A 15,363-nucleotide genomic window follows, 5' to 3' on the forward strand; every position below is an offset into this window, starting at 1 on the left:
GATTTGAACCATCTTGCTGGAGTCAGAAAGCACCTCAGTAGTCACAGTCAAATTTGATTGAACTGATCCTCTAACCCTTTGGCTTAACGTCAGGATTGTAATGGAATTACGGGCAAGTAACGTCAGTAAACTACGCGATGGCTATTTCGACGTACTTATTTTAGGTGGCGGTATTAACGGTGCTGTTTCGGCTGCCTCCCTGGCTGCCAAGGGCGTAAAAGTGGCGCTGGTTGATAAAGGTGACTTTGCTGGTTTAACCAGCTCTAACTCCTCAAACCTGGCCTGGGGTGGCATTAAGTATTTAGAAAATCACGAATACTTTTTAGTTGATAAACTTTGCCGCAGTCGCAATCATTTGATGCGCAGCTATCCGTCAACGGTGAAAGAAATCCGTTTTCTCACCACCATTCAAAAAGGTTTTCGCTTTCCCGCATTTTTGGTCTATCTCGGCACCATCGTCTACTGGGTTTTTGGTCGCTTCGTGACCCGTGCGCCAAAGTATTTAAGTGCTGCTGGCTTGAGTAAGCGCGAAGGTGTTATTAACACTTCACAGGCCGCTGGCGGCTTTGAATATTCCGATTGTTACCTTTACGACAATGACGCGCGCTTTGTTTTTAACTTTATACGCAGCAGCTTAAATTATGGCTGTATTGCGGCGAATTACGTGGAATCCTTGGGGTCTGAGCGTAAAGGGGGCTTGTGGCGTACGCGTCTGAAAGACAATCTCAGCGGCGAGACATTTACAGTGCGCAGCCGTGTGTTAATAAACGCCTGCGGACCCTACGTCGACACGCATAACCAGCTCACCGGGCAGCACACAGAACACCGTCACTTGTTTTCTAAAGGCGTTCATCTCATTGTTGACCGCGTATCTGACACCCAGCGAATTCTTACCTTCTTCGCCAGTGATGGGCGTCTATTTTTTGTGATTCCAATGGGACCGAAAACCTGTATTGGCACCACCGATACCCAAGAGGCCAGCCCCGAGGTAGAGATGACGGCGGCGGATCGTCAGTTTGTGCTAGACAACGTTAACGCCCTGCTAAATCTAGAGCGACCGCTAACGGTGGACGATGTGATAGCCGAGCGCTGCGGGGTGCGCCCTCTCGCGCTAAAAGGTCAGGACGGGGTTGCGGATTGGGTCAAACTGTCGCGCAAGCACGCCATCGACATAAGCCACAAAGACAAACACCTGAGTATTTTTGGCGGCAAGCTGACCGACTGCCTGAATGTTGGCGATGAGGTGTCTGATGTTGTTGCCAAGCTGGGTGTTGCGGTGCCATACCCGGAAAAGTGCTGGTATGGCGAGCCCAGCAACAGCGTTAAAGAAGAATTTATGCATCAGGCTAAGTTAATGGGGCTGGATGAGATGACCGATCCGTCCTCGTCCGAGCCGCTAACCCAGCGCCTGTGGCGGCGCTACGGTCGCAGCGCAATAGAAATGTTGGAAATGATTCGCGAAGATCCCAGCTGTGCTGAGCTGTTGATTGAAAACGCCGAGTATCTGCGCTGTGAGATTGAGCATGCCGCCCGGCGTGAAATGATTAGCAAATTGGATGACTTTTTACGTCGCCGCTCCAAGATTTCACTGGTGGTGCGTCGCGAGGAAATTATCAAGGCCCCAGGTTTAAAAGAAGCCTGCGAGATCTTGTTTGGCGAAGAGGCAGAGGCTAAATTGCAGGAGTATATTGAGGAGACTGCTGGACGTCGGGAGTCGGATGTCTGACGAGCGGCCGGTAGCTCAACCGGCGCAGCTATTCCGAGAGCCCTACTGATCTATAAAAAAGCCCGAGATTATTAATAGACCTCGGGCTTTGCGGTTTTACATGCCAGACTCCAGTCCTCCGACATCTAGCCGAGAGATACTGCTGCGGAGACAGTCGGACGTCGGGGGTCTGAAGCCTGATGCAAGGTCAAAAGCAAATGAGCAGGCTGGAAGTTTGGTGTCTGATGAAAAGCTCGCAGTTCAGGCTGCGGGGTTGTTCTTGGTTTCTTTCTGAGTCAATAAAAAAGCCCGAGATTATTAATACACCTCGGGCTTTGCGGTTTTACACGTCCGGCGCCAGTCCTACGGCATCTAGCTGAGAGATGCTGCTGGGGAAATAGCCGGACGTCGGGGGTCGGAAGTCTGACGAAAGGTCAAAAGCAGATGAGCTGGGTGGAAGTCTGACGTCGGGGCAATGGCTCGCAGTTTAGGCGAAGGGCTATTTCTAGGCCCCTACCGATCTATAAAAAAAGCCCGAGATTATTAATACACCTCGGGCTTTGCGGTTTTACGTCAGACGCCAGACGTCAGTCCTCCGGCGTATAGCAAGGTCTCAATCTTCTTCTCTGTTATCAAATTTCGGCGGCTCGTAACGGTCAAACAAGCCCAGCGTGGCCTTGTTCACAAACGACCCTTCCTGCTCAATACCAACTTGGCTGATAAAGTTGCCCTTTTTGTCCAGTGAAGGGTGATCAGGGAAATTCTTGCGCAGCACAGATAAAGACTGATCCGCTAAATCGTTCATTCCCAGCAACAAGTAAGCCTGTACCATTACCGCGAGTGCGTCCGGTATTGCGGGTGTTTGCGGTAGGTTTTCAATGACATAGCGACCGCGGTTAGTTGCTGCTAAGTAAGCTTTGCGTTTGAAGTAATAGTTGGCCACGTTGATTTCATAACGGGCCAGGCGGTTGCGCAATTGAATCATGCGGGCTTTGGCGTCATCTGCGTATTCGCTGTCTGGGAAGCGTTGCAGCAACTGGCGGAAGTCATCAAAGGATTGAATGGTCGATCCTGGGTCGCGCTGGGTCATATCGGTGGGGATAAAACGCTCTAAAAAGCCCTCGCCATCGGTGTAGTTTGCCAAGCCGCGCATATAATAGGCGTAGTCCACTTTTTGATGCTGTGGGTGCAGGCGTATAAAGCGGTCTGCGGCGGCCACGGCGGCCTCATTATCGCCTCGGCGGTAATGGGCGTAGATGATTTCGAGTTGTGCTTGTTCAGCGTAGGGCCCAAATGGGTAGCGGCTTTCCAGCAGCTGTAAATTATCGACAGCCAATGCAAAGTTCTTGCTTTTCAGGTAGCCTTGCGCCGTTTCATAGATTTCCCGTTCGGACAAATCTGGGCGGTCTTGTTCGCCAGCGCAGGCGGCGATCAAAACGGTAATAAATAGTAGTACAACGACTTTTACGACAGCTTTCATGTAATTTTTCCAAATAGCGGAAGATCCCCGACGACCCCTTGCCATGGCGAGGGCCTGCTATTTAAACACAGCCGGATGATGGTATAAAGAATCACATATGACCGAGATAATTGATCGACAGGAAATCGTCCCCGACGCCCTCAATGGTGAGCGTTTCGACCAAGTGGCGGCGCAGTTGTTCCCCGAGTATTCGCGCTCGCGGCTGCAAACCTGGATAAAAAGCGGTGAGTTAACCGTAGATGGCGATGTTCGCCGCACCCGCGACAAGGTGCTGGAGGGCGATACGCTGGTATTGAAGGCGGAGCTGCAGGTTGAGGTTCGCTCGGTAGCGGAGCCAATCGACCTTAATATTGTGTATGAAGATGATCATGTTCTGGTGATTAACAAGCCCGCGGGCTTGGTTGTCCACCCCGGTGCCGGTAATCCTGACGGCACCCTGCTGAATGCGCTGCTCAATCATTTCCCGGAAATCGATAAAGTCCCCCGTGCCGGTATTGTCCACCGCCTTGATCGCGACACCACCGGACTGATGATTGCCGCTAAAACCCTGGAAGCGCACACCAGCTTGGTTGCGCAACTGCAGGCGAGGGAAGTACACCGTGAATATGACGCGGTGGTGTTTGGCACCATGACAGGCGGTGGTACGGTTGACGAGCCCATGGGCCGGCATCCACGTCAACGTACAAAAATGGCGGTGTCACAAGTGGGTGGAAAGGAAGCCGTTACTCACTATCGGGTGACGCGCCGTTTTTTAAATCACACCCATATCCGCTGTTTTCTAGAAACGGGACGCACCCATCAAATCCGCGTCCACATGGCTCATATTAAGTACCCTTTATTGGGTGATCCGCTCTATGCGGGGCGTCCACGCCTGCCCAAGGGCGCAACCGATTTGCTGATCACCACGCTGCGTGGTTTTGGCCGGCAGGCACTGCATGCGCGCAAATTGGAGTTAGAACACCCAATCAGTGGCGATACCATGTCGTGGGAAGTGCCTTTGCCCGAAGATATGAAAGCCCTGTTGGCGGTATTGGCAACGGAAGATGTCCGCTAGATTCTCTCAGCGTTAGGGTTCTGGCGCGTTCAATTTGAGCCGAGTAGAAAAGTGATCATAGACGACTTCATAAAGCCCGATTGGCCGGCACCCGCAAATATTGTCGCCTTGGCAACGACACGGCTAGCGCCAGCAGGTCTTGTTGGTGCTAGCGGTGGGGCCTACGCGAGCTTCAATTTGGGCGATCATGTTGATGACGATGCCGCTAGCGTACAGCAAAATCGTGCCGGACTGCTCGACGTTTGCGACGGACTGCAATCCATTGGCTGGTTGCAACAAGTGCACGGCGTTGACGTACATTGTGCCAGCGGCGCGAGCCCAGCTCCCATTATTGCTGATGCCTCGATTACAGCGCAGTCCGGACTCGCATGCGGAATCATGACGGCAGATTGTCTGCCGGTTTTATTTTGTCGCCTAGATGGTGGTCAGGTGGCCGCTGCACACGCCGGTTGGCGAGGCTTGTGTGCAGGTGTGTTGGCAAATACGGTGAAGTCCTTCGATTGCCCGCCGCAAGAACTTATGGCGTGGATTGGGCCCGCGATTTCTGCCGCGCACTTTGAAGTTGGCGCTGAGGTGTATCAGGCATTTATTGATAATTTTGGCGCAGTGTCCGCGGAGCAAATCACCCAAGCATTTACGCCATCGGTGCAAAGAGCGGGACATTTTTACGCCGATCTCAATGCGCTTGCTAGCGCTCAACTCCAAAAGTTGGGTGTAGCCTGGGTCGGTAGCAGCAATATGTGTACCTTTGCAGATGCCAATCGTTTTTATTCCTTTCGTCGCGATGGTCAAACCGGTCGTCAGCTTAGTTTGATCTATATCAAATAGTCCCGTAGTTAATTCCCCTTATTCTATCTAGCCTTGAATTTCATTTGTTAACGCCCCATTTATAGTTCAGGGAGGGCGAAGTATCACTTCGTCGTTTCATCGATTTTTTGGAGAACCTGACATGCGTGCTGATCGTTTCACTAATTCATTGCAAACCGCGCTGGCCGACGCGCAATCGCTCGCGCTGGGGAAAGATCATCAATATATAGAGGCCGTACATTTATTGTCTGCCCTGCTAAAACAGCAGGGTGGTAGCACGCGGCCATTACTTGGGCAGTCGGGCGCAAATTTGCCAGCGTTGGAGCAGAAAGTCGCCGCTGAGTTAGACCGTTTGCCCACGGTGCAGGGCGCGAGCGGTGATGTCCACGTGTCACAAACCTTGGCAAGAGTATTTAATGTTTGCGATAAGCTGTCGCAGCAACGCCAAGACAGTTATATATCAAGTGAATTGGTTTTGTTGGCCATGCTCGAGGTCGGCGGCGAGACGGCAAAATTACTCACTGACAACGGCGTTGTTAAACCTGCGCTAGTTGCCGCCATAGATAAAGTGCGCGGCGGTCAGCCGGTGAACGACGCCTCGGCAGAAGAGTCTCGGCAGGCATTAGATAAGTATACGATTGATCTCACCGAGCGTGCCGCATCGGGCAAACTCGATCCCGTGATCGGGCGCGATGATGAAATTCGCCGCACCATTCAAGTTTTGCAGCGCAGAACCAAAAATAACCCAGTATTGATTGGGGAGCCGGGGGTGGGTAAAACCGCCATTGTTGAAGGCTTGGCGCAGCGTATTATTAATGGTGAAGTCCCAGAAGGCTTAAAGGGCAAGCGCGTACTGTCGTTGGATTTGGCAGCGCTGTTGGCAGGCGCCAAGTTTCGCGGTGATTTTGAAGAGCGTTTAAAGGCGGTTTTAAATGAACTCGGCAAAGAAGAAGGTCGGGTCATTTTATTTATTGATGAGTTGCATACCATGGTTGGCGCCGGTAAGGCGGAGGGGGCAATGGACGCCGGTAATATGCTCAAGCCCGCGCTCGCACGTGGTGAGTTACATTGCGTTGGCGCCACAACTTTAAATGAATATCGCCAGTCTATTGAAAAAGACTCGGCACTTGAGCGACGGTTCCAGAAGGTCTTGGTAGACGAACCCTCTGAGGAAGATACCATCGCTATTTTGCGCGGATTAAAAGAACGCTATGAAGTGCATCACAGTGTCGATATTACCGATTCGGCGATCATTGCTGCGACGAAATTATCCCAGCGCTACATCACCGATCGTCAGCTGCCGGACAAAGCCATCGATTTAATCGATGAAGCGGCGAGCCGTATTCGCATGGAAATTGATTCCAAACCAGAGGTGATGGATAGGCTTGAGCGACGCTTAATTCAATTGAAAATTCAGCGCGAGGCGGTCAAAAAAGAAGACGATGATTCGGCTCGTAAGCAATTAGAAAAATTAAATATTGATATCGAAAAGGTTGGCAAAGAGTTCGCTGATTTAGAAGAAATTTGGAAGGCAGAAAAGGCGGCCTTGCAAGGTTCTGCGCAAATTAAAGTGGATCTAGAAAAAGCCAAGATGGATATGGATAACGCTCGCCGTGCTGGCGATCTCACGCGCATGTCAGAATTGCAGTACGGCGTTATTCCCGGTTTAGAAAAGCAGCTACTTGACGCCGATAAGGAAGATCACGGTGACATGCAGCTATTGCGAAACAAGGTCACCGAAGAAGAGGTGGCAGAGGTGGTGTCGCGCTGGACAGGCATTCCCATTAGCAAAATGCTGGAAGGGGAGCGAGACAAATTATTGCGTATGGAAGACGAATTGCATCGCCGCGTGATTGGGCAAACTGAAGCGGTCGATGCGGTCTCGAATGCAGTGCGGCGGTCGCGGGCAGGTTTGAGTGATCCGAATCGCCCCAACGGCTCCTTTATGTTCTTAGGGCCAACCGGTGTCGGTAAAACGGAACTGTGCAAAGCCCTGGCGATGTTTCTTTACGATAGTGAAGACGCGATGGTGCGCATCGATATGTCTGAATTTATGGAGAAGCACTCAGTCGCTCGTTTAATCGGTGCGCCTCCAGGTTACGTTGGCTATGAGGAGGGTGGCTATTTGACCGAGGCTGTGCGCAGGCGCCCCTATTCATTGTTGCTATTGGATGAGGTCGAAAAGGCCCATCCCGATGTGTTTAATATTTTATTGCAGGTTCTAGATGACGGCCGCTTAACCGATGGTCAAGGCCGGACGGTGGATTTTCGAAATACCGTGATAGTGATGACCTCAAACCTTGGCTCAGATGTGATTCAGGAAATGACATTGGCGGCGAGTGGTTACGATAAAATGAGAGAGGCCGTTTTAAATGTGGTTTCCGGGCATTTCCGTCCGGAGTTCATAAACCGAGTCGACGAGCTAGTGGTATTTGAGCCCCTGGACAGAACTCAGGTGCAAGCGATTGCCGGTATTCAATTAGAGATTTTGAATAAGCGGCTTGCTGAGCGCGAGTTGCGTCTAGAGGTGAGCGATGAGGCCATGAATCGACTTGCCGATGTCGGTTTTGATCCAGTTTACGGCGCGAGGCCATTGAAGCGGGCTATTCAGCAGCGCTTTGAAAACCCCCTCGCGCAGCGGATATTAAAAGGCGAGTTTACTCCGGGGCAAGTTATTACGGCGACGGTGGAAGACGAAAATATTGTATTTAAGGTGCCGCGCTTGCAGTAGGTTTTGTCGGGTGAGCTGACTGCCGCCGCAAGGATATTTTTATTTTAGTGATCTGTGTTGTGTGGGGCCGCGTACAAATGGCGGTCAATACATAATAACCGAGGTGTAAAAATGAAAATATCTAAACGGGGGCAGGTTTTCGCACTGTCATTACTCAGCGCAAGTATCATCAGTTCATTTGCCCTAGCATCCAGTCACCGAGAGGCGCCATTTATTGCGGGATCGCCCAAGGTTGATGGCACCGATTTCTATATGTTCCGCAGCTATGAAGCGGATCGTGGCGATTTTGTGACCTTGATCGCCAACTACCAACCGCTACAAGATTCTTACGGCGGGCCCAACTATTTCACCATGGATCCCACTGCGCTTTACGAGATTCATATCGATAACGACGGCGATGCCGTTGAAGACCTCACCTTCCAATTTAAATTCAATAACGCCTACGGCCAAGCCAATGCAGAGGATTTGATTAATAATGGCGGCATAGCAATTGGCCCAGATGGCGCCGAGGTTCAGGTGCCATTAGCAGCAGTAGGTCGTGGTTCTGGTAATGGAACTGGTTTACTCAACGTGGTAGAAACATACACAGTCAACGTGGTGAGCGGTGACCGACGCACAGGTGCTAGTAATCCAGTTACTGCTTCAGGTGGCAGCGTAAGCACATTCACTAAACCAGTAGACAATATCGGGACCAACACGATTCCTCAGTACGCAAGTTACGCCGATCAGTTTATTTATGACGTCGCCATACCTGGCTGTTCGACTCCGGGGCGTTTGTTTGTAGGGCAGCGTCAAGAAGGCTTTGTGGTAAACCTCGGCGAAATTTTCGACCAAGTTAACCTCAATCCACTGGGTGCGCGTGATTCTCGCAGCAACACCATTGGTGATAAGAACGTAACCTCTCTAGCGCTGGAAGTGGCGTCCGACTGCCTCACAAGCGGCAGCGATACTGTAATCGGTGCGTGGACGACAGCTAGTAAGCGTCAAGGTCGTGTGCTTAACCCATCACCGACTGGCCCGACTGATACTGCATCAGGAAAAGGTCCGTCAGTAGAGATTGGTGCGTGGACGCAGGTCTCTCGTTTGGGTAGCCCATTAGTCAACGAAGTTGTCATTGGTATTACCGATAAAGACAAGTTTAACGCAAGTGAGCCGTCTGGCGATGTAGACAATTTTGGCGCGTATGTATTGTATCCGACGCTGCCTGTGTTGGTTGATGTCTTGTTTCCCCAGGCGACCACCGTTCCGACGACGCCAAGAAATGACCTCTTGGCTGCATTTGTCACCGGCGTAGAAGGTTTGACAAAGTCTGCAAATCTGACTGTTCCCGGCGAGATGCTGCGCTTGAATACGGCAGTTCCTATTACAGGGATTGATTTGCAAAGTGATCTAGGTTTTCTCGGTTGCGATCTTGCGGGCTTCCCGAATGGTCGTCGCCCAATTGATGATGTCGTCGACATTGCCTTGACAGTGGCTGAAGGTGCGGTCGGTGGCTTAGATGCGGGTGATCCAACCCCGAATCCAAATATGCTTCAAACCTGTGATTTGAGTGGCTCAACGCCTGTAGTAATTAACTCGGGTAGAGTAGTAAACGATGGCGCTTTGCCATCAAAAGCGGATTATCTCACGGTGTTCCCTTATCTGAACACTCCGATTCCTGGCGCAGGATTGGCTAGCCAATAAGGAGGCGTTTATGAAAACCATCATTAAATGTAGCCTGTTTGTGTGCTTGGGTCTTGGTCTGGTCGCGTGTAACAGTGACAGCAAGTACGACGGAAAAGGCGCTGGCGCGAATGCGCCAATAAGCGGCGAGCAGCTAATCGCATCTGTGGCTTTGCAGGGCGAGAATGGCGAACCTGTATCAGTGAACGACAAAAATATTACAGACAGTTTCGACCCGATTAATGTCGATAGTTTGTAATCTCACTGGCCATAGTTTGGCTCATGGAATAGCGCGGCGATGGTTTCATCGTCGCGTTATTTTTTTTGGCACTGCAACGTGGTTTGTCATATCAATGTTGTCTGGGCCTGTGTTTGCAGGATCAGTTGACGGCCCGGCAATTCATCGGCCTAGCGACGACAGCACCATAATACTGAGTCTTAATGCGTCTTCGACCGTGGTGAGTCCACTCTCTGCGAGTAGTCCTCAGGAGCATCTCGTAGCAGCGAAGCGTGCACTAGTCCAATTTAGACGCACTGCAAATCCCCGCTATTTAGGCGATGTTGAACGCGAACTAGCCGCTATTCCCGATAGCGATCGCAGTGGTCAATTCTATTTTTATCGCGCATCTCTCAAGCAGAGCCTGCATTTATTTGACGAAGCTCTAGCCGATTTAAGTACTCTTTCTCAGCAAGGTGGTGACAGTCTCGAATCCTTGATGATGCATTTTTCCATCAGCTTCGTCTCCGGCGAATACCAAGAAGCAGAGAAAGCCTGCACCGCGCTAAAAAATGATGAAAACAGCTTGTATGCGGCGAGTTGTAGCCAGCAACTGCAAGCTGCTACAGGGGATGCTGAAAAGGCCTATCACGATTTGAAGTTAGCGATGGCAAAGTCGGGCTTGTTGGCTGATCGTCAGGCCTTGGCGTGGGCAACCGGAACCTTGGCGGATATCGCGGAGCGCGCTGGTCGTCATGATAGCGTGGCAATTTGGAGGTTAGCACTGCAGCTTCAACCAGATGATTTATATACCCGAGCGCGCTTGGCGGGTGAGCAGTTAAGGCTGGCCAATTATCAAGACGTCATTGCCGTAAGTAAGGATTACTTGGCAGTTGACGCCTTGGCGGTCAGTGCTGCAATTGCGCAAAAGCAGCTTGGCGAGGGCGAACAGTTAATCGCCATGCTAAGAAAGCGGTTTGACGAAGCGCTGTGGCGCGGCGAGATTTTACACAAGCGCGCTTACGCCCAGTTCCTATTAGATATCGAGCAGGATGCGCAAGCTGCTTTGGTCATGGCTGAAGAGAATTGGGCTCATCAGCGGGAGTGGCCAGATGAGGTCATTCTTGCCCGTGCTCGTGCCGCCAGTCGCGGAGCAGAACCATTATGAGGCGCTCAATCTCCAGTCTTGTCACAGCGCTAGTGATGGTTATTTTTGCGCTGCCCGCTTTGGCTCATAAAGCCAGTGATAGCTTTATGTATATTACTGCCGAGCATATCCGCTTGGATATTGCCGTACAGGATATGGCGCGTATTCAGACTCTGGATGCGAATGCCGATGCTGCCGTTAGCTGGGGGGAGTTGCGGGCCGTCGAGGCTGAGTTTTCAGAACTATTGCGTCGGCAAATTTCACTGAGTCAGAACACTGAGCCCTGTGCCTTACTCATTAGTCTGGAGGGTATTAGTGAGCACAGTGACGGCAATTACGCTGTTTGGCAGCTCGCCTCAGAATGCTTGTCGAAGCCGGGCGTGAAACTGGACTATTCTCTGTTATTTGATATTGATCCCCTCCATCGCGCCTTGATAGTAAGCGATCTCAGTGGTGAAAAGCAGATCAGTGTTTTGTCACCAGCTTCCCCTTCGCTTGCGTTGGGGGAGGCAATCTCGGCATTGGACACCGCAGAGGTCTTTATATGGCAGGGGGTTATTCATTTACTGCTTGGCTATGACCATATGCTGTTTTTACTAGCGCTGCTCTTGCCGGCAACACGTCGCAAGCACGCAGGGGGAGCTACGCAATCTTTGCGCGCCGTGTTCACGGACGTTGCTGTAGTCGTTACGATGTTTACCCTTGCCCATAGCTTTACCCTGATTGCGGCCAGTTTGGGTTGGTTTAGCTTGCCCTCGCAACCCGTTGAGATAGCGATTGCGCTTTCAATTAGCTTGGCGGCGGTGTTGGCTTTGCTGGATGTCGATGTTCGTTTTCAGCGGGGGCTGGCAATGGGGGTTGGACTGATTCATGGCTTTGGTTTTGCGGGAGTGCTGTCAGACCTACTTGCCGCAAGCCCCTTAAAATTACTGGCGCTTGGCAGCTTTAATGTGGGTATTGAGCTGGCGCAGTTGGCCTTGGTGATTATAGTGTTGCCACTTCTGTATCGGTATAGCTTCCATCCTTGGTATCAGAAAAAGGCATTTCCACTGGCGGCTATCGCTTTGGCCGTCAGCGGTTTGTATATGGCATTGCAGCGAATCTAATTAAGTCATCAACCGCAGTTTTGGTTAATGACCTGCTGCGCTCGATACTCCTGTTCTTTAATTTCTTCGGCATTAAGCATCCGGCTGCTACCGTCGGCATTGGTAATGCGAATCCTTGCGCCATTGGCCTTTAATGACTGCATATTTCCCTTGGCTTTTTCGCACAGCTCTGGGTCCTTGGGGGGGATGATTTCCATTTTCACTGGTGCATCGTTATTGCTATTAGCGTCTGCTACCGAATCGCTGTCGGTCTCACTTGCCTCGTCACCGTATTCCTCGCTCTGCATGGTTGCGCCGCCACGGGTTTCTACAAAGAAGTATTTGCGACCCTGTGGTGGTTGTTGGGTGAAATGCTGCTTGCCGTCATCGTCAGCCCAGCGGTAATAGCCGGTTTTGTCGGCGTAGGCAGAAAAATGGGTAGCCAATAAGCCAGCGCAAAGTGCAATTGTGAGGGCCTTAGTTTTCATAATTAATAATAACCGTGACGTATCGTTACTTAGATTATGGCAGATAAATTGCGGCGTGGAAAAACCGCGTTCAAAACAAGGCTAAGTGTTAGTTATTTCTTAGGCTATCGGCAAATCACCTGAATTAAGTCTTTGTTTGGTATTGACATAGAAGGCCATAGGTTAAAAAATACGCGGTCTATCTTTTTGATAGCAAATGGCTGTTATCCGCGCCGCTTACCTGCGGCCTAAGTACAGAGTATGGCTCATCGTGTCGTACTGCTACCTACGAGTAGTTCCATTCACTCTGCAGACACATGACCTGTGTTGCGAGATTGCCCGCACCGCGTTATCCCGCGATGCATATAAACGCTGCTTGGCAGCATTTTGGCGTTTCGCCCGGAAATCAGCCGTGTCGGCTGAGAACCGGTGGTAATGTGTTTCGACATCTTTGTTCTTGTTTCATACCTTTTGCTGAGGATTTGCCTCGGCGATGCTATTAACAAGATTTTTGCGTATTCAAACTGAATCGAGGATATTTCAGTGGAGTTGTTATCTGGCGGCGAAATGATCGCGCGTGCCATGGAAGACGAGGGTGTTGAATTCATCTTCGGCTATCCCGGTGGTGCAGTATTGCATATATACGATGCTTTGTTTAAGAGCTGCAAAGTACCCCATATTTTAGTCCGCCATGAGCAGGCAGCTACTCACGCTGCCGATGGTTATGCGCGGGCGACGGGTAAACCTGGCGTGGTCTTGGTCACCTCTGGTCCCGGCGCAACCAATGCCATTACCGGTATTGCGACCGCGTACATGGATTCAATTCCAATGGTCGTTTTGTCAGGCCAGGTCATGAGCCACCTGATTGGTGAAGACGCCTTCCAGGAAACCGATATGCTGGGTATTTCTCGTCCCATCGTAAAGCACAGCTTCCAGGTTTCTCGCACCGAAGATATCCCTGAGATTATTAAAAAGGCGTTTTATATCGCGTCTAGCGGTCGTCCTGGTCCGGTGGTTATCGATTTGCCAAAAGACCTAACCAACCCCCATGACAAGTATGAGTACAACTACCCTAAAAAGGTGAAGTTGCGCTCTTACACACCAGCGGCGCGTGGTCACTCTGGACAAATTAAGAAAGCGGCAAGCTTGCTGCTTGGCGCTAAGCGCCCAGTTATTTATGCCGGTGGCGGCGTGGTTCAGGGTAATGCCTCTGAGCAATTGCGGGTTTTGGCGCGCGAGCTGAATTTTCCGGTAACGCACACCCTGATGGGCTTGGGGGCCTACCCTGCCAGTGATCGGCAGTTTCTGGGTATGTTAGGTATGCATGGTTTTTATGAAGCCAACAACGCCATGCATCACAGCGATGTGATTTTAGCGGTGGGCGCGCGTTTCGATGACCGTGTGACCAACACCTGCAGCAAGTTCTGCCCAGGTGCAAAAATTGTTCATATCGACATCGATCCTGCCGCCATTTCTAAAACAATTGCGGCTGATGTACCGATTGTTGGGCCGGTGGATTCTGTGCTGACAGATTTGTTAGCGGTAATTCGCGAAATGCGCCAGGCCGACAGCAGTTTGCCAGATGCCTCGTCACTCAAACATTGGTGGAGCCAAATTGATGAATGGCGCGATGCGCATGGCTTGTGGGTTAAGCCACGCTATGACATCTCTACGCCATATATCAAGCCGCAACAGGTTATTGAAACTCTGTGCAAAGTAACCCACGGCAAAGCCTATGTGAGTTCTGACGTTGGCCAGCATCAAATGTTTGCTGCCCAGTACTACAAGTTTGATGAGCCGCGCCGTTGGTTAAACTCCGGTGGTCTTGGCACCATGGGATTTGGTTTGCCAGCCGCGATGGGGGCCAAGTTGGCATTCCCGGATGCGGATGTTGCCTGCGTCACCGGCGAAGGCAGTATCCAGATGAATATTCAGGAGCTGTCTACCTGCGCCCAGTACAATATTCCGGTCAAAATTATCAGTTTGTACAACGGCTATCTCGGCATGGTTAAGCAGTGGCAAGACATGCAGTACGAAGGCCGTTATTCAGAAAGCGTTTACGAAAATTCACTGCCAGATTTTGTCAAACTGACCGAAGCCTATGGTCATGTTGGCATTAAAGTGACTCAGTTAAGTGATTTGGAAGAGGCAATGAAAGAAGCCTTTGCCCGTAAAAATGACTTGGTATTTATGGATATTCACGTTGATCCGCACGAGCATGTTTACCCTATGCATATAGCGCCTAACGGATCGATGCGCGATATGTGGTTGAGCAAGACGGAGCGTACATAATGCGACATATTATTTCGGTATTGATGGAAAATGAGCCGGGTGCTTTGTCGCGTGTTGTCGGACTGTTTTCACAGCGCGGATACAACATCGAGACACTCAACGTGGCACCTACAGAAGATCCAACCCTGTCGCGTTTGACCCTGACGACAATTGGCGATGATCACAAAATTGAGCAAATCACCAAGCATCTCAATCGCTTGATCGATGTAGTGAAGCTGGTTGATCTGTCAGAGGGCTCGCATATCGAGCGCGAACTGATGTTGGTTAAAGTGCGTGCTACCGGTGCACAAAGGGCTGAAATCAAACGCTGCACCGATATTTTTCGCGGTCAGATCGTCGACGTTGGCCCTAGCGTGTACACCATTCAGGTCACCGGCGCAGCTGACAAGCTAGATTCATTTCTAGAGGCAGTCGGCGAAGCGGCGATTATGGAAGTGGTTCGCAGCGGCGTGTCGGGTATCGCCCGCGGCGAAAAAGTACTGAGTTTGTAAGCTTTGTTTGGCGAAGTGATAAGGCGCCTTTTGGGCGCCTTTTTTTCGTCTGTAGTTTCTATGTCTGAACCAATCTCATAAAAATCAGCAGTCATTTGATTTTGTAATCAGCGCTTGCACCAAGCCAGTGTGGGCTCTATTGTTTAGTGGCATTGTTATAAGCGAGTGGAATAGTCTTTCTGACGTAAGCTTAATCACTGACGGTCTAGTCTGATCAGCAATTCC

At 50.8% G+C, this 15,363-nt stretch carries 12 protein-coding genes; 10 read left to right on the forward strand and 2 right to left on the reverse strand.

The genetic code is table 11. The features are described 5' to 3' along the window. Nucleotides 1-100: 100 nt before the first annotated feature. Nucleotides 101-1,726, forward strand: coding sequence for an FAD-dependent oxidoreductase (locus tag AAC007_RS09990; RefSeq protein WP_339676402.1), 1,626 nt, complete (start codon nucleotides 101-103; stop codon nucleotides 1,724-1,726). 592 nt (nucleotides 1,727-2,318) lie between these two features. On the opposite strand, the gene AAC007_RS09995 is transcribed toward AAC007_RS09990, so the two are convergent. Then, nucleotides 2,319-3,185, reverse strand: a complete 867-nt coding sequence (locus AAC007_RS09995; protein WP_339676404.1) for an outer membrane protein assembly factor BamD — start codon at nucleotides 3,183-3,185, stop codon at nucleotides 2,319-2,321. Between the two features lie 97 nt (nucleotides 3,186-3,282). Between AAC007_RS09995 and rluD the strand changes: the two genes are divergently transcribed. The 7 genes from rluD (at nucleotide 3,283) to AAC007_RS10030 (ending at nucleotide 11,909) form a co-directional block, all read left to right on the forward strand. Next, on the forward strand, nucleotides 3,283-4,239 hold the full coding sequence (gene rluD, locus AAC007_RS10000) for a 23S rRNA pseudouridine(1911/1915/1917) synthase RluD (RefSeq protein ID WP_339676406.1): 957 nt from the start codon (nucleotides 3,283-3,285) through the stop codon (nucleotides 4,237-4,239). Between the two features lie 51 nt (nucleotides 4,240-4,290). Then, on the forward strand, nucleotides 4,291-5,067 hold the full coding sequence (pgeF, locus tag AAC007_RS10005) for a peptidoglycan editing factor PgeF (protein WP_339676408.1): 777 nt from the start codon (nucleotides 4,291-4,293) through the stop codon (nucleotides 5,065-5,067). A 121-nt stretch (nucleotides 5,068-5,188) separates the two neighbouring features. Continuing rightward, on the forward strand, nucleotides 5,189-7,777 hold the full coding sequence (gene clpB, locus AAC007_RS10010; protein WP_339676411.1) for an ATP-dependent chaperone ClpB: 2,589 nt from the start codon (nucleotides 5,189-5,191) through the stop codon (nucleotides 7,775-7,777). A gap of 111 nt (nucleotides 7,778-7,888) precedes the next feature. Next, a complete protein-coding gene (locus AAC007_RS10015) occupies nucleotides 7,889-9,460 on the forward strand; it encodes a DUF4331 domain-containing protein (protein WP_339676413.1) in 1,572 nt (523 codons plus the stop codon). 10 nt (nucleotides 9,461-9,470) lie between these two features. Continuing rightward, entirely contained in the window at nucleotides 9,471-9,698 is a 228-nt protein-coding gene (locus AAC007_RS10020; RefSeq protein WP_295876291.1) for a hypothetical protein, read from the forward strand. Nucleotides 9,699-9,714: 16 nt separating this feature from the next. Further along, complete coding sequence (locus tag AAC007_RS10025) at nucleotides 9,715-10,824, forward strand: hypothetical protein (RefSeq protein ID WP_339676416.1); 1,110 nt, start codon at nucleotides 9,715-9,717, stop codon at nucleotides 10,822-10,824. Beyond that, entirely contained in the window at nucleotides 10,821-11,909 is a 1,089-nt protein-coding gene (locus AAC007_RS10030; RefSeq protein ID WP_339676419.1) for a HupE/UreJ family protein, read from the forward strand. Before AAC007_RS10025 ends, AAC007_RS10030 begins: the two co-directional genes overlap by 4 nt. Before the next feature lie 8 nt (nucleotides 11,910-11,917). Here AAC007_RS10030 and AAC007_RS10035 read toward each other — a convergent pair whose 3' ends face one another. Next, entirely contained in the window at nucleotides 11,918-12,376 is a 459-nt protein-coding gene (locus AAC007_RS10035) for a DUF4124 domain-containing protein (protein ID WP_339676421.1), read from the reverse strand. Between the two features lie 522 nt (nucleotides 12,377-12,898). Here AAC007_RS10035 and AAC007_RS10040 point away from each other — a divergent pair. Then, nucleotides 12,899-14,647, forward strand: a complete 1,749-nt coding sequence (locus tag AAC007_RS10040; protein WP_219044268.1) for an acetolactate synthase 3 large subunit — start codon at nucleotides 12,899-12,901, stop codon at nucleotides 14,645-14,647. Next, complete coding sequence (gene ilvN / locus AAC007_RS10045; RefSeq protein ID WP_103683381.1) at nucleotides 14,647-15,138, forward strand: acetolactate synthase small subunit; 492 nt, start codon at nucleotides 14,647-14,649, stop codon at nucleotides 15,136-15,138. Before AAC007_RS10040 ends, ilvN begins: the two co-directional genes overlap by 1 nt. Nucleotides 15,139-15,363: the final 225 nt, after the last annotated feature.

Source organism: uncultured Zhongshania sp. (assembly GCF_963975605.1).
Classification (GTDB): Bacteria; Pseudomonadota; Gammaproteobacteria; order Pseudomonadales; family Spongiibacteraceae; genus Spongiibacter; species Spongiibacter aquimaris.